Raw genomic sequence first — 17,062 nt, forward strand, 5'->3', positions numbered from 1 at the left:
TAGGATGGACGGCTATGACCTCTCGACCCGTGCCGGTGCCCACCACGTGCGAGTGGATGTATGCGGTGATGACGCCGGAGCCCCTCGAGCACGAGGACCACCTGCCCCTCCCGAACGCGGCGCTCCTGCGCGCGCACGGGACCTCGCAGGTCGGCCTCGCCCGCCTCGAGCGGTGCCCCCACCAGGTCGTGCTGCAGAGCCAGGCACCGGTCGAGACCGCCGCCGCCGCAGCGCGCGACGCGCGCATCCAGGCCCTCGAGATGGCCGCCCGGCACGACGGTGTGGTGGTGGAGCTGCTGACACCGCGCGTGGTGGAGCTGACGAGCGAGCAGGTCTCCCTCGCGCACGCGGCCCAGTGGTACGTGCTGGACCACGCGGCCCTGCTCGACGGTGACCTCGTGACCGACGGACTGGCCCAGTTCGGCCTGCCCGAGGTCCGCGTGCGCGGCACCGTGCCCGACGGACGCGGCGCGGAGCGCCGCATCGACCGGGCCATGTCGAGCGCAGTGCTCGCCGGGCTCGTGCACCGGCTGATCGCGGAGTGGCCGGCTCAGGACCCCGTTGGAGAGGCCACGATCACGCTGAGCGACATCGCGTTCGGCCTGGGCGACCCGCAGGCGGACGTGACCCCACGCGACCGGGGCATCCGGATCTCCATCGACTACGTCCCCGACGACCACGTCCTGGGCGTCGAGCTGCTCGAGGACCCCGCGACGACGTTGTTCGTGTAGGTCGATCGCCCGCTGCGTCGCCTGCGAGGGCCTCGGCTCGCTGCTGCGCTGCCCGCGGGGGCTTCGGCTCGCTGCTGCGCCGTCTGCGGGGGCTTCGACGTGCTGCTGCGTCGCCCGCCGGGGCTTCGGCTCGCTGCTGCGCTGCCGCGGCTCGCGCCCCGATCGGTCTCCGAGAGGGCCTCGACCGGGCGGCTGGCGCGGGACGCGGTCCGGGTTCTCGGGCTGTGGCGGGTGCTGGTCGGACGCAGGATTCTGCGTTCACGCGTGGGGGACGCACGATTCTGCGTTCGCGTGTGGGGGACGCAGGATGCTGCGTTCGCGCGCTGGAAGTCGAACGCTTCTGCGTTCGNTCTGCGTTCACGCGTGGGGGACGCACGATTCTGCGTTCGCGTGTGGGGGACGCAGGATGCTGCGTTCGCGCGCTGGAAGTCGAACGCTTCTGCGTTCGTGTCGGGATCCGGTCGTGAACGCAGCATCGTGGCCGCCTGGCCGCGCGGGCTGGCATGGATTCTCCCTTCCCGTGGACCGGTCCACGAGAAGGGAGAATCCTTGACCCTGCGCCGTCGTCATCGGTGGATCCTCAACGTCTGCGGGCCGTCTGCGGTGGAGGATCCACCGATGGCACGCACGAACGAAGAATCCTGCGCCGATCACGCGCAAAGGAAGAATCGTGCGTCACCCGCAGCACCAGACCGGACCCCGAGACGCCGGACCAGCGCCCGCGCAGCCGTCCGGTCGAGGCCCTTTCGGGGGCCGACCCCGGCGCGAGCCGAAGCAGCGCACCAGCACGTCGAGACGAACCAGGCAGCGCAGCACCAAGCCCAACACGACTGCACGCAGCGCAGCCGCAGGACGTCTGTCAGGCGCGGGGCGTCAGGTTGGCGAGCACCTCGGGCTGCAGGATCGCGTGCAGCTGCTCCGGCGGGAGCAGCTTCTTCTCCAGCACCAGCTCGGCCACGCCGCGGCCGGTCGCCAGCGCCTCCATCGCGACCTCGGTGGCCGCGGCGTACCCGATGAACGGGTTGAGGGCGGTGACGAGGCCGATCGAGTTCTCGACCTCCTGGCGCAGCAGCTCCTCGTTGGCGGTGATCCCGTCGACACAGCGACGCGCGAGCACCAGCATGGCCTCGCGCATGCGGTAGATGCCCGACGAGAGCGAGTAGCAGATGACCGGCTCGAAGGCGTTGAGCTGCAGCTGACCACCCTCGGCCGCCATCGTGACCGTGACGTCCATGCCGATGACCTGGAACGCCACCTGGTTGACCACCTCGGGGATCACCGGGTTCACCTTGCCGGGCATGATGCTCGAGCCGGCCTGCACCGCCGGCAGGTTGATCTCGTTGAGACCCGCTCGCGGACCCGACGAGAGCAGACGCAGGTCGTTGCAGATCTTGCTGATCTTCACCGCGACCCGCTTGAGCACGCCCGACAGCTGGACGAACGCGCCGCAGTCCTGCGTGGCCTCGATGAGGTCGACGGCGCTCACGAGCGGCAGCCCGGTCATGCGCGCCAGGTGCTCGCAGGCGATGGGCACGTAGCCGACCGGCGCGTTGAGCTGGGTGCCGATCGCCGTCGCACCGAGGTTGATCTCGTGCAGCATCGCCACCGCCTCGGTGAGGCGGCTGTGGTCCTCGCCGAGCATCACCGCGTAGGTGGAGAACTCCTGGCCGAGCGTCATCGGGACCGCGTCCTGCAGCTGGGTTCGGCCCATCTTCAGCACACCGCGGAACTCCTCGGCCTTCGCGGCGAACGACGCCTGCAGCACGAGCATCGCGTCGAGCAGGGAGTGGGTCGCCAGGATGATCGCGATCTTGACGGCCGTCGGGTACACGTCGTTGGTGGACTGGCTCAGGTTGACGTGCTCGTTGGGGTGGACCCGGGCGTAGTCACCCTTGGTGTGGCCCAGGATCTCGAGCGCACGGTTGGCGATGACCTCGTTGGCGTTCATGTTCGTGGACGTGCCCGCGCCACCTTGCATGACGTCGACGACGAACTGGTCGTGCAGCTCCCCGGCCCTGATCTCCTCGCACGCCTGCTCGACGGCACGGAAGCGCTCGTCGTCGAGCAGCCCGAGCTGGTGGTTGGTGGTCGCGGCGGCCTGCTTGACCGCCGCGAGCGCCTCGATCAGGAACGGGCTCTGGCCGATCGGGATGCCGGTGATGGGGAAGTTCTCGGTGGCGCGCAGCGTGTGGACGCCCCAGTAGGCGTCGACGGGGACGTCGCGGTCGCCGATGAGGTCGTGCTCGCGTCGCGTGGTGCCGTCCGGTGCCGCCGGCTGCTCCGCAGCCCGGCTGGTCGAGAGCGTCATGTCGTCCTTCCGTCGCAGGGACGGGCCGAGGGTGGGGTCCGCCGCTGGTTCTCGTGGGTCACGTCGCGGGATCGCCGCAGGTGACCGTGGTCGCACCCATCTGACCAGAACGACCCCGGGCGCGCCAGCACCCGGGGTCGTGTCGTGCGCGGTTCAGTCTGTGACCGGGCGCATCCAGTTGTGCCGGTCCTCGGCGCGGCCGTACTGCACGTCGACGAGGGCGGAGCGGATGTCCAGGGTGACCTTGCCGGCCCCGCCGTCGCCGGCCACCGCCTCGCCGCCGTCCCACTTGAGCACGCCCACGGGCGTGACGACGGCAGCGGTGCCGCAGGCGAAGACCTCGGTGATGGTGCCGTCGGCGGTGCCCTCGCGCCACTCCTCGATGCTCACCCGACGCTCGACGACCTCGTGGCCGAGGTCGCGGGCGATCTGGAGGATCGAGTCGCGGGTGATGCCCTCGAGGATCGAGCCCGAGAGCTCGGGGGTGACGATCGACCCGTCGGACTGGACGAAGTACAGGTTCATCCCTCCGAGCTCCTCGACCCAGCGGTGCTCGACCGAGTCCAGGAAGGCGACCTGCTGGCAACCGTGCGCGGTGGCCTCCTGCTGCGGGAGCAGGCTCGCGGCGTAGTTGCCGCCGCACTTGGCCGCGCCCGTGCCGCCCGCACCGGCACGCGAGTACTCCGAGGACAGCCAGATGGAGACCGGCTCGACGCCGCCGGGGAAGTACGCACCGGCCGGTGAGGCGATGACGCAGTAGGTGACGTGCTGGCTCGGACGCACCCCGAGGAAGACCTCGGAGGCGAACATGAACGGACGCAGGTACAGGCTCGTCTCGCCACCCTGGGGCACCCAGCTGCGGTCGGCCTCGACCAGCGCGCCGATGGAGCCGAGGAACCAGTCCTCGGGCAGCTGGGGCAGCGCGAGTCGCTGCGCCGAGCGCTGGAGCCGCGCCGCGTTCTGCTCGGGGCGGAACACCCGGATCGACCCGTCGGCCCACGCGTAGGCCTTGAGCCCCTCGAAGATCTCCTGCGCGTAGTGCAGGACCGCGGTCGCGGGGTCGAGCTGCAACGGACCGTAGGGCACGACGCGCGCGTCGTGCCAGCCGGCCTCGGGCGTCCACTCGGTGAGGAACATGTGGTCGGTGAAGTGGTTGCCGAAGCCCGGCGAGGCGAGGATCGCCTCCCGTTCGGCGTCCGTCCGGGCAGCCTGGTTGAGCTCGAGGGTGCTGGCGAACGGTGCGGTGGTCATGCTGGACACGGTAGTCCTTCCGGGGTCGAGGGGGCACGGCCCCTCGGGGCCCCCGTGGGGTCCCCGACGGGGCTCGCGGTGGGGGTCAGCCCACCGCTACGCCCTCGGCCGCTGCCGCGCTGGCGCGCGCGGCGATGGCCTCCCCCACCTCCTCGGTGCTGCGCGGGGCGGCGTCGTGGGCACCCGCCCCACGAGCAGCGATGTCGGCCTCGACGGCCTGGCTGACCTGGTGGGCGGCCTCGGGGTGGCCGAGGTGCTCGAGCAGCAGCGCGCCCGACAGGATGGCCGCCGTCGGGTCGGCCTTGGACTGACCCGCGATGTCGGGTGCGGACCCGTGCACCGGCTCGAACATGCTCGGAGCCGTGCGGTCGGGGTTCACGTTGCCGCTCGCCGCCAGGCCGATGCCACCGGTGACCGCGGCCGCGAGGTCGGTGAGGATGTCGCCGAACAGGTTGTCGGTGACGATCACGTCGAAGCGCCCCGGGTCGGTCACGAGGAAGATCGTGGCGGCGTCGACGTGCAGGTAGTCGACACTCACCTCCGGGAACTCCCGGCCGACCGCGTCGACGGTGCGGCTCCAGAGGTGACCGGCGTGCACGAGCACGTTGTTCTTGTGCACGAGCGTGAGCTTCTTGCGCGGACGCGCCTGCGCTCGGGCGAACGCGTCTCGCACGACGCGCTCCACGCCGAAGGCGGTGTTCACGCTCACCTCGGTCGCCAGCTCGTGCGGCGTGCCCACGCGGATGGCCCCGCCGTTGCCGACGTACGGCCCCTCGGTCCCCTCGCGCACGACCACGAAGTCGATCGGTCCGCGGTCGGTGACCTGGGATCCGAGCGGCGTGGGAACGCCGGGGTACAGCGTGCTGGGCCGCAGGTTGACGTAGTGGTCGAGCTCGAAGCGCAGCCGCAGCAGCAGTCCTCGCTCGAGCACGCCCGACGGGACGCTCGGATCGCCCACGGCGCCGAGCAGGATCGCGTCGTGGCCGCGGATCTCCTCCAGCACCGCGTCCGGGAGGGTCTCCCCGGTGGCGTGGTATCGGCGCGCACCCAGGTCGTACTCGACCGTGTCGAACGACAGGTCGTGCTGGGCCGCCACGGCGCGCAGCACCGTGAGGGCCTGGGTGGTGACTTCGGGACCGATGCCGTCGCCGGGGACGACGGCGAGCGAGTAGGAGCGCGTCATGGCCTCATCCTAGAAGTCGCGTCTCATGATCTGAAACCGCGGTCCCAGAGGATGGACGTCGCGGAGCCGTCATCAGTTGTCGTCGGGACGCTCGGACGGCTCGGCGGCAGGGGTCACGGCGTCGTCGCGCAGGTGGGCGGGTCCCCACTCGATCGGGTAGCTGTTCATGGTCTCTCCTGAGGTCGTGCTGGATCGGACGGACGGGTTCCATCGAGACGATGGGCGGGTCCGGCACCGGTCCGACTGCTCCACGGGCGACGACATCCGAGGGTGATCGGATGGATCAGGAGAGGGAATCAGGTCGTGATCCCCGTGCGAGGCGATTCAAGCCTGCGGCGGAACAGTCGGGCCAAACGCCAAACTCCGCGGCAGGGTGGGCCCTACGAGGCCCTGCCGCGGCAAGCGATGACTACGAGCTGCTTCCGCATGATGGGACCAGGGTACGGCCAGCCACGTCGACCGCAGGGCAGGTTGCCCTGCGTGTCTCGCCCGATGAGACGGCGGAGGTCGGCGCCGCGCGCACGGGTGCCAGACTGGCGAGGTGAGCGCTCCTTCGCAGATCCCCGACCTCGTGGCGCGGTCGCTCGACCTCGCCCGGCAGCGGGGGTTCATCACGTCGACCCGCCACGAGACGGGCCGACTCCTGGCGGCGCTCGCCGCGTCTCGCGAGGGCACGCTCGCCGAGCTGGGCACCGGCACCGGCGTCGGCTCGGCCTGGCTGTCCAGCGGCGCACCCAAGGCCGCCAGGATCGTGAGCGCCGAGCTCGATCCCTCCCTCGCGGGCGACGTCCAGAAGATCTTCGCCGACGTCGACAACGTCGAGATCGTCGCGGGCGACTGGTCGACGCTCGAGCAGTACGCCCCGTTCTCGTTGCTGTTCGTCGACGTGCGCGAGGTCATGGAGCAGATCGACGTGCTGGCCGACCTGATGCAGCCCGGCGGCATCGTGGTGCTCGACGACTTCGTGCCGTCGGTCCACTGGCCACCGATCGTCGACGGTCAGGTCGACGTGGTGCGCGAGCAGTGGCTGACCGACGACCGGTTCGCCGCGGTCGAGCTGCTCATCGACGAGGGCGCGTCCCTCGTCATCGCGACACGTCGTTGACCGGTTCCGGACCAGGCGCCGAGGCGCCGGGCCGCTCGGGCCGGCGCACCTGCGTGAGCGGCAGGAACAGCTGCACCACGGGACCGATCGCGAGCGCGTAGAGCACGGTGCCGACGCCCACGGTGCCCCCGAGGACGAACCCGACCACCAGCACCGTGACCTCGAGGCTGGTCCGCACGAGCCGCACGCTGCGACCGGTGCGCCGCACGATCCCGGTCCAGAGTCCGTCGCGCGGCCCGGTCCCGAGGTCCGCCCCGATGTAGAGGGCCCCGGCGATCCCGTTGCCCACCACGCCGACGAGGAGGAAGCCGACCTGGACGCCGAGCGCGTCGGGCGTCGGGAGCAGGGCGAGCGTGACGTCGACGGCGATGCCGATCAGCACCACGTTGAGCACCGTGCCGATGCTGGGGCGCTGACGCAGCGGGACCCACAGGAGCAGCAGCACCGCACCCACCAGGATCACCACCTGGCCGAACGTGAGGGGCAGGTGGTGCGTCAGCCCTTCGTGGAACACGTCCCAGGGGTCGAGGCCGAGACCGGACTCCACCAGCAGGGCCATGGTGGCCCCGTAGAGCCACAGACCGATCACGAGCTGCACCATGCGACGCGTCATCCGCCGCCCTCGAAGGGCGCGAGCGAGGTTCACCGTGGCCATGAGCGCATCCTCTCCTGGTCGTCACTGACGAGCGGAGGCGGTCGCAGGCCGAGCCCGTCACCGGCCAGGACACGCATGCCGACCGCCAGCCCCAGAAGAGCCGACGGCACCAGGACGAGGAGGAGCCAGAAGGTGATCATGAGCCGAGCCTGGACCGCAGGTGGCCTGATCGACCAGAGCCACTTCGCGGATCATGGACGCAGCCACTCGAGGTCAAGTGGCCCTTTCGGTCAGGTCCAATCATCCCGCATGCTGGTGGTGTGGACCCCAGCACCTCCGCCTTCCGGCTCGCCGCCATGATCGGGACGTTGCCCGACGGACCGGCCTACCGGAACCTCGCGGATACGATCCGTCTGCTGGTCGTCGACGGCCGCCTGCTCGACGGCACCCGGCTGCCCAGCGAGCGCTCGCTGGCCCAGGCCATGGGGCTGAGTCGCACCACGACGACCCGCGCGTACGACGAGCTGCGTCGCCGTGGCGTGCTCCACTCCCGCCAGGGAAGCGGCAGCGTGCTCCGGGTGCCGACGAGCTCCACCACCGCCAGCAGCCTCATCGTCGATCCCGACGACCCCGACACCATCGCCCTGACCTTCTCCGCCCCCACCGGCCCGTCCGGCCTCACCCGGGCCTTCGGCGCCGCCGCCGAGCAGCTCCCGTCGCTCCTCACGACGTCGGGCTACCTGCCCGACGGACTGCCCGCGCTGCGCGAGGTGATCGCCGAGGGGTACGTCGCCGCAGGGCTGCCGACGGACCCGGACCAGGTCATCGTCACCAACGGGGCACAGGGTGCGATCTCGCTGATCGGTCGCACGTTCGGCCGACCCGGTGCCGGTCTGCTCGTGGAAGGCACCAGCTACCCGCACGGCGTCGAGTCGCTGACCGGCTTCGGCTACCGCACCACTCCCCTGCCCATCGGCGAGGACCCGTGGGACGCCGACGCGGCCGCAGCGGCCGCACCCCACGTGGAGGCCGCGTACCTGATCCCCGACTTCCACAACCCCACCGGTGCCGTCATGCCCGTGGAGACACGACTCCGGCTCGCCCACACGCTGCGCCGGCACCAGGTGCTCACGGTCGTGGACGAGTCGATGCGTCGGCTCGACCTCGCCGGGGAGGGGCTGCCCGCGTCGTACGCCGCGCACGACCCGGACGCGATCGTCGTCGACTCCCTGTCGAAGGTCCTCTGGGGTGGGCTGCGGATCGGCTGGATCCGCGCGCCCCGCCGTCACGTGACAGCCCTGCTCCAGTCGCGCATGCGCCACGACCTCGGCACCGCCGCGTTCGACCAGCTCGTGGCCGCCGAGGTGCTCCGCCACGACCAGCACCTGTTCGACGAGGCCGTGGTGCGACTGCGCCGACAGCGCGCCGCCATGGTCGAGGCGCTGGCCGCCCACCTCCCGGACTGGGACGTGCCCGTGCCGCCCGGTGGGCCGAACCTCTGGGTCGGCCTCCCCTCACGCTCGTCGAGCCGGCTCGTCGCCGCGGCCGCGCAGGAGGGGCTGCTGCTCACGCCCGGCCCTCGGTTCACGCTCGGCGCTCCCAGCGCCGGCGAACGTCGGCTCCGGCTGCCCTGCACCTCCGCCGAGCACGTGGGCGTCGAGGCCGTCCAGCGCCTCGCCAGTGCCTGGTCGGCCGTCGTCTCCGGTCGACGCTGCGAGCCGACCGGCACGAGGGTCGACCTCATCGCCTGACGCAGGAAGGCCCCCGTCCGAGGGACGGGGGCCTTCCTGCTGCGAGGTGGGGCGATCAGCGAGCTGCCGAACCCTCGACGTAGTCGTCGTCGGACTGCTTCCACGAGAAGTGGGAGCGCAGCACCTTGCCGGTGGCCTCGATCGGGTGACCGGCCTCCTGCTCGCGCAGGGCGAGGAACTCCGGGGCGCCGGCGTCCTGGTCGTCGATGAAGCGCTTGGCGAACGTGCCGTCCTGGATGTCGGCGAGCACGGCCTGCATGCGCTCCTTGACCGAGGAGTCGACCACACGCGGTCCGGAGACGTAGTCGCCGTACTCAGCGGTGTCGGAGATGCTCCAGCGCTGCTTGGCGATGCCGCCCTCCCACATGAGGTCGACGATGAGCTTGAGCTCGTGCAGCACCTCGAAGTAGGCGATCTCCGGCTGGTAGCCGGCCTCGGTGAGGGTCTCGAACCCGGCCTGCACGAGGTGCGACATGCCGCCGCACAGCACGGCCTGCTCGCCGAAGAGATCGGTCTCGGTCTCCTCGGTGAAGGTCGTCTTGATGACACCGGCGCGGGCGCCGCCGATGGCCTTCGCGTACGAGAGGGCGAGGTCCCAGCCCTGGCCGCTGGCGTCCTGCTCGACGGCGATGATGTCCGGGATGCCGCGGCCGGCGACGAACTCGCGGCGCACGGTGTGGCCGGGAGCCTTCGGCGCCACCAGCAGCACGTCGACACCGGCGGGCGGCTTGATGTAGCCGTACCGGATGTTGAAGCCGTGGCCGAACACGAGCGCGTCGCCGTCGACGAGGTTGGGCTCGATGGACTCGGCGTACACGTGACGCTGCACCTGGTCGGGGGTCAGCACGACGATGACGTCGGCCTCCTCGACGGCGTCGGCGACGCTGAGCACGCGCAGGCCCTCGGCCTCGGCCTTGTCGCGGCTCTTGGAGCCTTCGGCGAGGCCGACGCGGACGTCGACGCCGGAGTCGCGCAGGTTCAGGGCGTGGGCGTGTCCCTGGCTGCCGTAGCCGATGACGGCAACCTGCTTGCCCTGGATGATGCTGAGGTCTGCGTCGTCGTCGTAGAACAACTCGGCCACTGGTATCTCCTCGTGTCGTGGATGGGTTCGTGGGGTGGTCAGGCGCTCTGGTGGCCCGGCACCGTCCGCAGCGTGCGGTCGGTGATGGACCGTGCGCCGCGTCCGATCGCGACGCGACCGGACTGGGCGATCTCGCGGATGCCGAACGGCTCGAGCACGTTGAGCATGGCCGTCAGCTTGCCCGAGTCGCCCGTCGCCTCGATGGTGACGGCATCGGTGGACACGTCGACGACCTTGGCACGGAACAGCTGCACGGTCTCGAGCACCTGTCCACGGGTCTGCGCGTCCGTGCGCACCTTGATGAGCATGAGCTCGCGCTCGACCGCCGACGCCGAGTCCAGCTCGACGATCTTCAGCACGTTCACGAGCTTGTTGAGCTGCTTGGTGACCTGCTCGAGAGGCAGCTCGTCGACGTTGACGACGATCGTCATGCGGGAGATCTCGGGGATCTCCGTGGGCCCGACCGCGAGCGAGTCGATGTTGAACCCGCGCCGCATGAACAGGCTCGAGACGCGGGCCAGGACGCCCGGGGTGTTCTCCACCAGGACGCTGAGCGTGTGCTGCGTTGTCATCAGAGGTCCTCGTCGTCCCACTCGGGCGCCATGTCGCGCGCGATCTTGATGTCGTCGTTGCTCGTGCCGGCCGCGACCATCGGCCAGACCATGGCGTCGCGCTCGACCACGAAGTCGATGACGACGGGGCGGTCGGTGATCGCCATGGCCTCCTTGATGACGGTGTCGAGCTGGTCCTCGCTGTCGCAGCGCAGGCCCACGCACCCGTAGGCCTCCGCGAGCTTCACGAAGTCGGGGATGCGGCGCGCGCCGATGGACTCCGGACCGGTGTTGAGGTCGGTGTTGGAGTAGCGACCCTCGTAGAACAGGGTCTGCCACTGGCGCACCATGCCGAGCGAGGAGTTGTTGATGACCGCGACCTTGATGGGAATGCCCTCGATCGCGCAGGTGGCGAGCTCCTGGTTGGTCATCTGGAAGCAGCCGTCGCCGTCGATCGCCCAGACGACCGAGTCGGGCAGCCCGACCTGGGCGCCCATCGCCGCGGGCACGGCGTACCCCATGGTGCCGGCGCCTCCGGAGTTCAGCCACTGGCGCGGGCGCTCGAAGTCGATGAAGTGCGTCGACCACATCTGGTGCTGCCCGACCCCGGCCGCGTAGGTGGCGTCGGGTCCGGCGATGGCGCTGATCCGCTCGATGACGGTCTGCGGCGCGAGCCCCTCGGACGGCTTGTCGTAGCCGACCGGGAACCGGCCCTTGGTCGAGAGCATCCGCTCGCGCCAGGGTCCGTACTCCCCCTGCACGCCGGTCTCCTCGGCCTGCTTGCGCAACGTGACCACCAGGTCGGCGATGACCTCGCGGCAGTCGCCGACGATCGGCACGTCGACCTCGCGGTTCTTGCCGATCTCGGCCGGGTCGATGTCGGCGTGGATGACCTTGGCCCCGGGGGCGAACGTGTCGAGGTTGCCCGTGACCCGGTCGTCGAAGCGCGCGCCGAGCGAGATCAGCAGGTCGGACTTCTGCAGCGCTGCCACCGCGGCCACGGTCCCGTGCATGCCCGGCATGCCGAGGTTCAGCTCGTGGGAGTCGGGGAACGCGCCGCGCGCCATGAGCGTGGTGACCACGGGGATCTGCGTCAGCTCGACCAGCATGGCCAGCTCGGCCGCGGCGTCGGCCTTGATGACGCCGCCACCGACGTAGAGCACCGGCCGCTCGGCGGCCGCGATGAGCCGTGCCGCCTCGCGCACCTGCTTGCCGTGCGGGCGGGTCGTGGGCCGGTAGCCCGGCAGGGCGAGCTCGTTCGGCCAGTGGAACGTCGTCGCGGCCTGCAGCGCGTCCTTCGCGATGTCGACGAGCACCGGCCCCGGACGTCCGGTGCCCGCGATGTGGAAGGCCTCGGCGACCACGCGCGGGATCTCGGCGGGGTCGGTGACCAGGTAGCTGTGCTTGGTGATCGGCATCGTGATGCCGCGGATGTCGGCCTCCTGGAAGCCGTCGGTGCCGATGAGGCTCGACGACACCTGACCGGTGATCGCGACGACCGGCACGGAGTCCATGTACGCGTCGGCGATGGCCGTCACGAGGTTCGTGGCACCCGGGCCCGAGGTCGCCATGCAGACGCCGACGCGGCCGGTGACCATGGCGTACCCCTGCGCGGCATGCCCGGCGCCCTGCTCGTGTCGCACCAGAACGTGCCGGATGCTCGAGTCGAACAGCGGGTCGTAGGCAGGCAGGATCGCACCGCCGGGGATGCCGAAGATGACCTCGACGCCGGCGTGCTCGAGGGAGCGGACGAGGCTCTGCGCACCCGTCAGCGTCTCGGTGCTCGGCCTCGTGACCTGTTCCGTCATCGGTCGTTCCTCGCTTCGGTCCACGGTTCTCGGGTGTTCTGGGCTGGGTGTTCCGGGTGGTGGTCGTGCTGCCGCCGGTCGCTCGTGACGCCGACCCGACGGTGTCCTCGCATGAAAAAACCCTCCGGCCAATGATGGCGTACGGAGGGTGACGCGAGACGGCGGGTCGTCGCGTCAGACATCTACTACGAGCAGCATGGCGTGCACCGTCCCAGTCTCGCCCTCGCCCGGGGCGTGGTCAAGTACTGAGACGCGACGTACCAGCATCCGGACTGGTCCCTCTTCCGCCCACGGCCCGGAACCCCCGCCGGGCCCTCTTCCACCCACGGCCCGGAACCCCCGGCCGGGGGCGGCACCGCGTCAGCGGACCTTGCGCGTCGTCGTGCGCACCGTGGCCTTGGCGTAGCCCGGGGCGGTGGCGACCACGCGGACGCTCACCCGGTCACCGCGGAGCTTCTTGCGCAGCGTCAGGCGAGGGCTGGTCGTGGTCGCCACCCGACGACCGTCGGCGTACCAGACGTGGGTGACCTTGGTCCCCGGCGCGGCCCAGCACCGCGACCGACTGGCGACGAGGGTGCGGCCGACCTTGGCCTTGCCGGTCAGGGTGACCCGCGAGCACGGGGCGTTGCGGCCCTGCACGACCACCGCGGTGCTCGCGCTCGTGTCGTTCGACGTGGTCGTGTTGGGCAGGTCCACCCCGACGCGGACCGAGAGCGAGCGCCCGAGCTGCCTCGCCGTGGGCGCGAAGGTGCGATCCGTGGCCCCGGCGACGGGCCTGCCGTCGGCGAGCCACTGGAAGGTGAACAGGTCGTCGGTGACCGGCATCGGTCCACCGAACCAGTCGTCCTCGACCGTCCACTCCTGCGGGTCCGCCGTGAGGGTCCATCCCACCTTCGGCGTGCCCTTGACGTAGGGCCTCCAGGTGGCAGTGGCTCGGCGCGGGAGGTTGCTGCCGTCGAACCGGACGACGTCGAGTCCGTCGAGGTCACGACCCGCACGGACGTCCACGACCGTGGCCTCGTCCTCGCGCAGCGTCCCGCCGAGCCACATCGCGGGGATGCCCGACCTCTCCTCGGCCGGGACGGCGCGGATCCGGTAGCGGCCGTCACGGACGCCGGCCAGTCGGTAGGAGCCGTCGCTCGCGACAGCGGTGTCGACCTGGTCACCGGCACCGTCGACGGGGACGGCCGTGACCGTCCACGGCGTGGCGTCCCAGGCGCTGCCGTCGGCCTGGACGAGCCGTCCCGCAAGGTTTGCCCCGGAGTCGTCGGCCGCCGCGGGGCCAGCCACCAGCGCCACTGCCACGAGGACGGGTGCGACCACGACCACGACCATCCGACCCAGGCGTCCGACGCCCCGACCGAACCTCGACCTGCTCGACATGGCGGCCCTCCCCTGCTCTCCGCTCTTGGAGAGTAGGGCGCCCCAGGACGCTGACGCCGCTCCGCGGATCTTTCCGGGACCAAAGCCGGCGAAGTCCATGACCTAGGTCAAGTGGACCGTCCGGCCACGCTCACCAGGGTGAGACGTCGTAGTCCTTGAGGAAGACGCCGTGCACGTCCTCGCCCGCCTCGCCCCGCACGATCGGGTCGTACACGCGCGCCGCACCGTCGACCAGGTCGAGGGGAGCCTTGAAGCCTTCCTCCGCCAGGCGGACCTTCGTGGTGTGCGGCCGTTCGTCGGTGATCCAGCCCGTGTCGACCGCGGTCATGAGGATGCCGTCGGACTCCAGCATCTCGCCCGCGCTCGTGCGCGTGAGCATGTTGAGCGCGGCCTTGCTCATGTTCGTGTGGGGGTGCCCGGGTCCCTTGTACCGCCGGGAGAACTGTCCTTCCATCGCCGAGACGTTCACGACGTACGTGCGCCGCGCGGGAGAGGCCGCGAGCGCAGGCCGCAGGCGGCTGATCAGCAGGAACGGCGCCGTCTGGTTGCACAGCTGGACCTCGAGCAGCTCCAGCGCGTCGACCTCCGAGACGGTCTGCACCCAGCTGTTCGTGTCGACGACGTCGGGCACCAGTCCCCCGGCGTCGATCCGGCTGAGGTCGGCCGACCCCGCGGTGAGCGCTTGCTCCAGACGATGGGTCCGCTCGGTGAGCGCGTCCGCCGTCGAGGCGTCGCCGGCCAGCACGGGGTGCGACTCGACCGAGCCGACGAGTGCGGCGGGGTGCAGGTCGCTCGTGTGGCCGAACGTGACGAGCTCGGGTCCGCCTGTTTCGTAGGTCAGCCCGGGCGGGAGCGGGGCGTCCTCCGCCTCGGCCAGAGGACCGTACGCGCCCGGCGAGCGACGGACGGTCTGCGCCGCGTTGTTGATGAGGATGTCGAGGTGACCACGGGACGCGAGGTCGTCGGCCAGCCCGACCACCTGTGCCGGGTCACGCAGGTCGATGCCCACCACGCGGAGCCGGTGCATCCAGTCGGCGCTGTCGGGCAGCCCGGCGAATCGCCGCACCGCGTCGCGCGGGAACCGGGTCGTGATCGTGGTCTCGGCGCCGTCGCGCAGCAGCCGCAGCGCGATGTACATGCCGATCTTCGCGCGACCGCCGGTCAGCAGCGCCCGACGCCCCGTGAGGTCGGTGCGCGCATCCCGCTTGGCGTGGCTCAGGGCCGCGCACTCCGGGCAGAGCTGGTGGTAGAACGCGTCGACCAGCGTGAACTTGCGCTTGCAGACGTAGCAGCCGCGAGGCACCTGCAGGACCCCGGCGGTCGCTCCGCGGGCCGTGGACGTCAGGGCGATCCCGGCGGTCTCGTCGTCGATGCGCTGCGCCGAGCCCGTGGCGGTCCGCTCCACGACCTCACGATCGGCTGCGGCCGTCGCGTCCCGCGCCGCCTTGCGACGTTGCTTCTTGACGTCCTTGTAGAACCGACCGCAGGCACGACGCAGCGCGACGTACGACGCGTCGTCCTCGGTGAGGTGCTGCGCCTCACCGAGCACCTTCAGGGCGGTGGCGAGCTCCTCGTCGGTGAAGTCGGCCACTCCTGCTACCCGGTGACGGCGCCGTGCGCCGCGGAGCTGACCAGCTTGCGGTACTTGGCGAGCACGCCGGACGTGTACTTCGGGGCCATGGGCTCCCAGCCGACCTTGCGACGCTCGAGCTCGTCGTCGTCGATCTCCACCTCGAGGGTCCGGTTGGCGACGTCGAGCGTGATCGGGTCGCCGTCGGCCACGAAGGCGATCGGTCCACCGTCGACCGCCTCGGGCGCCACGTGCCCGACGCACAGGCCGGTCGTGCCGCCGGAGAAGCGGCCGTCGGTGAGCAGCAGGACGTCCTTGCCCAGGCCTGCGCCCTTGATGGCGCCGGTGATCGCGAGCATCTCCCGCATGCCCGGACCGCCCTTCGGACCCTCGTTGCGGATGACCACGACGTCGCCGGCGGCGATGGTGCCGTCCTCCAGCGCGTCCATGGCGGCGCGCTCGCCGTCGAAGACCCGCGCCGTCCCGGTGAAGACGTCGGAGTCGAAGCCGGCGCTCTTGACCACGGCTCCCTCGGGCGCGAGCGAGCCGCGCAGGATCGTGAGGCCGCCCGTCTTGTGGATCGGCGCGTCGAGCGGGCGGATGATGTCGCCGTCCAGACCCAGGTCGATGTCAGCCAGGTTCTCGGCCATGGTGCGACCGGTGACCGTCATGACGTCGCCGTGCATGAGCCCCGCGTCGAGCAGCGCCTTCATGATCACGGGGATGCCGCCGACCTTGTCGACGTCGTTCATGACGTAGCGGCCGAAGGGCTTGAGGTCGCCCAGGTGGGGCACCTTGTCCCCGACCCGGTTGAAGTCGTCGAGCGTGAGCGGGACACCGGCCTCGCGGGCGATCGCGAGCAGGTGCAGCACGGCGTTGGTGGAGCCGCCGAGCGCCATGACGACGGTGATGGCGTTCTCGAACGCCTCGAGCGTCATGATGTCGCGTGCGGTGATGCCGCGACGCAGCAGCTCGACGACGGCCTCGCCGGACTTCTCGGCGTAGTCGTCACGACGGCGGTCGGGCGCCGGCGGGGCGGCCGAGCCGGGCAGGCTCATGCCGAGCGCCTCGGCGGCCGAGGCCATCGTGTTGGCGGTGTACATGCCACCGCACGCGCCCTCGCCCGGGCAGATCGCCCGCTCGATGCGGTCGACCTCCTCGCGGGTGATGAGACCGCGCATGCAGGCACCGACGGCCTCGAAGGCGTCGATGATCGTGACGTCCTTGCCGTCGACGTTGCCCGGCATGATCGAGCCGGCGTAGAGGAACACGCTGGAGAGGTCGAGCCGGGCGGCGGCCATGAGCATGCCGGGCAGGCTCTTGTCGCAGCCGGCCAGCAGCACGGAGCCGTCGAGTCGCTCGGCCATCATGACCGTCTCGACGGAGTCGGCGATCACCTCGCGGCTCACCAGCGAGAAGTGCATGCCCTCGTGACCCATGCTGATGCCGTCGGAGACGCTGATGGTGCCGAACTCGAGCGGGTACCCGCCCGCGGCGTGCACGCCGGTCTTCACGGACTTGGCGAGCCGGTCGAGCGAGAGGTTGCAGGGCGTGATCTCGTTCCAGCTCGACGCGACGCCGATCTGCGGCTTCACCCAGTCGTCGTCGCCCATGCCGACGGCACGCAGCATGCCGCGCGCGGCGGTCTTCTCCAGGCCGTCGGTGACGTCGCGGCTGCGGGGCTTGATGTCGACGCCGGGCTCCGGCGTCGGGGCAGGACGGCTCTCGGGGGTCTCGCTGGGCAT

The 17,062-nt window shown here is 70.9% G+C and carries 13 protein-coding genes; 3 read left to right on the plus strand and 10 right to left on the minus strand.

All coding sequences use genetic code 11. The features are described 5' to 3' along the window. Positions 1 to 14: 14 nt before the first annotated feature. Positions 15 to 731: a hypothetical protein gene (locus ASF37_RS02580; protein ID WP_156364757.1), complete on the plus strand. Its 717-nt coding sequence runs from the start codon at positions 15 to 17 to the stop codon at positions 729 to 731. Positions 732 to 1,590: 859 nt separating this feature from the next. On the opposite strand, the gene ASF37_RS02585 is transcribed toward ASF37_RS02580, so the two are convergent. The 3 genes from ASF37_RS02585 to ASF37_RS02595 form a co-directional block, all read right to left on the minus strand. Further along, complete coding sequence (locus ASF37_RS02585) at positions 1,591 to 3,039, minus strand: aspartate ammonia-lyase (protein ID WP_055967195.1); 1,449 nt, start codon at positions 3,037 to 3,039, stop codon at positions 1,591 to 1,593. Positions 3,040 to 3,192: 153 nt separating this feature from the next. Beyond that, positions 3,193 to 4,290 carry a branched-chain amino acid aminotransferase gene (locus ASF37_RS02590; protein WP_055967192.1) on the minus strand — a complete coding sequence of 366 codons (1,098 nt, stop codon included), beginning with the start codon at positions 4,288 to 4,290 and terminating at the stop codon, positions 3,193 to 3,195. A gap of 85 nt (positions 4,291 to 4,375) precedes the next feature. Beyond that, the gene (locus ASF37_RS02595; protein WP_056578989.1) at positions 4,376 to 5,473 is read right to left on the minus strand and encodes a 3-isopropylmalate dehydrogenase; all 1,098 of its coding nucleotides are present in this window, start codon (positions 5,471 to 5,473) and stop codon (positions 4,376 to 4,378) included. Positions 5,474 to 6,014: 541 nt separating this feature from the next. Here ASF37_RS02595 and ASF37_RS02600 point away from each other — a divergent pair. Then, positions 6,015 to 6,578, plus strand: coding sequence for an O-methyltransferase (locus tag ASF37_RS02600; protein WP_055967188.1), 564 nt, complete (start codon positions 6,015 to 6,017; stop codon positions 6,576 to 6,578). Here ASF37_RS02600 and ASF37_RS02605 read toward each other — a convergent pair. After that, on the minus strand, positions 6,559 to 7,233 hold the full coding sequence (locus tag ASF37_RS02605) for a YitT family protein (RefSeq protein ID WP_056578992.1): 675 nt from the start codon (positions 7,231 to 7,233) through the stop codon (positions 6,559 to 6,561). The two genes, ASF37_RS02600 and ASF37_RS02605, sit on opposite strands and share 20 nt — an antisense overlap. A gap of 260 nt (positions 7,234 to 7,493) precedes the next feature. Between ASF37_RS02605 and ASF37_RS02610 the strand changes: the two genes are divergently transcribed. Further along, a complete protein-coding gene (locus ASF37_RS02610) occupies positions 7,494 to 8,924 on the plus strand; it encodes a PLP-dependent aminotransferase family protein (RefSeq protein WP_056578995.1) in 1,431 nt (476 codons plus the stop codon). Between the two features lie 55 nt (positions 8,925 to 8,979). Here ASF37_RS02610 and ilvC read toward each other — a convergent pair whose 3' ends face one another. From ilvC to ilvD, 6 genes are all read right to left on the minus strand, one after another. Further along, a complete protein-coding gene (gene ilvC, locus ASF37_RS02615) occupies positions 8,980 to 10,005 on the minus strand; it encodes a ketol-acid reductoisomerase (RefSeq protein ID WP_055967181.1) in 1,026 nt (341 codons plus the stop codon). Positions 10,006 to 10,043: 38 nt separating this feature from the next. Then, on the minus strand, positions 10,044 to 10,577 hold the full coding sequence (ilvN, locus tag ASF37_RS02620) for an acetolactate synthase small subunit (protein ID WP_055967178.1): 534 nt from the start codon (positions 10,575 to 10,577) through the stop codon (positions 10,044 to 10,046). Next, positions 10,577 to 12,364, minus strand: a complete 1,788-nt coding sequence (locus ASF37_RS02625; RefSeq protein WP_055967176.1) for an acetolactate synthase large subunit — start codon at positions 12,362 to 12,364, stop codon at positions 10,577 to 10,579. The genes ilvN and ASF37_RS02625 overlap by 1 nt, the downstream gene beginning before the upstream one ends. Before the next feature lie 360 nt (positions 12,365 to 12,724). Beyond that, complete coding sequence (locus ASF37_RS02630; protein ID WP_162239935.1) at positions 12,725 to 13,747, minus strand: hypothetical protein; 1,023 nt, start codon at positions 13,745 to 13,747, stop codon at positions 12,725 to 12,727. 130 nt (positions 13,748 to 13,877) lie between these two features. Further along, positions 13,878 to 15,338 carry an SDR family NAD(P)-dependent oxidoreductase gene (locus ASF37_RS02635; RefSeq protein ID WP_056576807.1) on the minus strand — a complete coding sequence of 487 codons (1,461 nt, stop codon included), beginning with the start codon at positions 15,336 to 15,338 and terminating at the stop codon, positions 13,878 to 13,880. Between the two features lie 5 nt (positions 15,339 to 15,343). Further along, positions 15,344 to 17,062 carry a dihydroxy-acid dehydratase gene (gene ilvD, locus ASF37_RS02640; protein WP_056554059.1) on the minus strand — a complete coding sequence of 573 codons (1,719 nt, stop codon included), beginning with the start codon at positions 17,060 to 17,062 and terminating at the stop codon, positions 15,344 to 15,346.

It is taken from the genome of Aeromicrobium sp. Leaf289 (assembly GCF_001423335.1).
In the GTDB taxonomy this organism is placed as follows: Bacteria; Actinomycetota; Actinomycetes; order Propionibacteriales; family Nocardioidaceae; genus Aeromicrobium.

What these genes read in the sequence shown, in the direction of transcription:
- ASF37_RS02595 (WP_056578989.1), bottom strand. Translation starts at nt 5,473, where the DNA reads ATGACGCGCTCCTACTCGCTCGCCGTCGTCCCCGGCGACGGCATCGGT.
- ilvD (WP_056554059.1), bottom strand. Translation starts at nt 17,062, where the DNA reads ATGCCCAGCGAGACCCCCGAGAGCCGTCCTGCCCCGACGCCGGAGCCC.
- ilvN (WP_055967178.1), bottom strand. Translation starts at nt 10,577, where the DNA reads ATGACAACGCAGCACACGCTCAGCGTCCTGGTGGAGAACACCCCGGGC.
- ASF37_RS02605 (WP_056578992.1), bottom strand. Translation starts at nt 7,233, where the DNA reads ATGGCCACGGTGAACCTCGCTCGCGCCCTTCGAGGGCGGCGGATGACG.
- ASF37_RS02630 (WP_162239935.1), bottom strand. Translation starts at nt 13,747, where the DNA reads ATGTCGAGCAGGTCGAGGTTCGGTCGGGGCGTCGGACGCCTGGGTCGG.
- ASF37_RS02590 (WP_055967192.1), bottom strand. Translation starts at nt 4,290, where the DNA reads ATGACCACCGCACCGTTCGCCAGCACCCTCGAGCTCAACCAGGCTGCC.
- ASF37_RS02580 (WP_156364757.1), top strand. Translation starts at nt 15, where the DNA reads ATGACCTCTCGACCCGTGCCGGTGCCCACCACGTGCGAGTGGATGTAT.
- ASF37_RS02585 (WP_055967195.1), bottom strand. Translation starts at nt 3,039, where the DNA reads ATGACGCTCTCGACCAGCCGGGCTGCGGAGCAGCCGGCGGCACCGGAC.
- ASF37_RS02625 (WP_055967176.1), bottom strand. Translation starts at nt 12,364, where the DNA reads ATGACGGAACAGGTCACGAGGCCGAGCACCGAGACGCTGACGGGTGCG.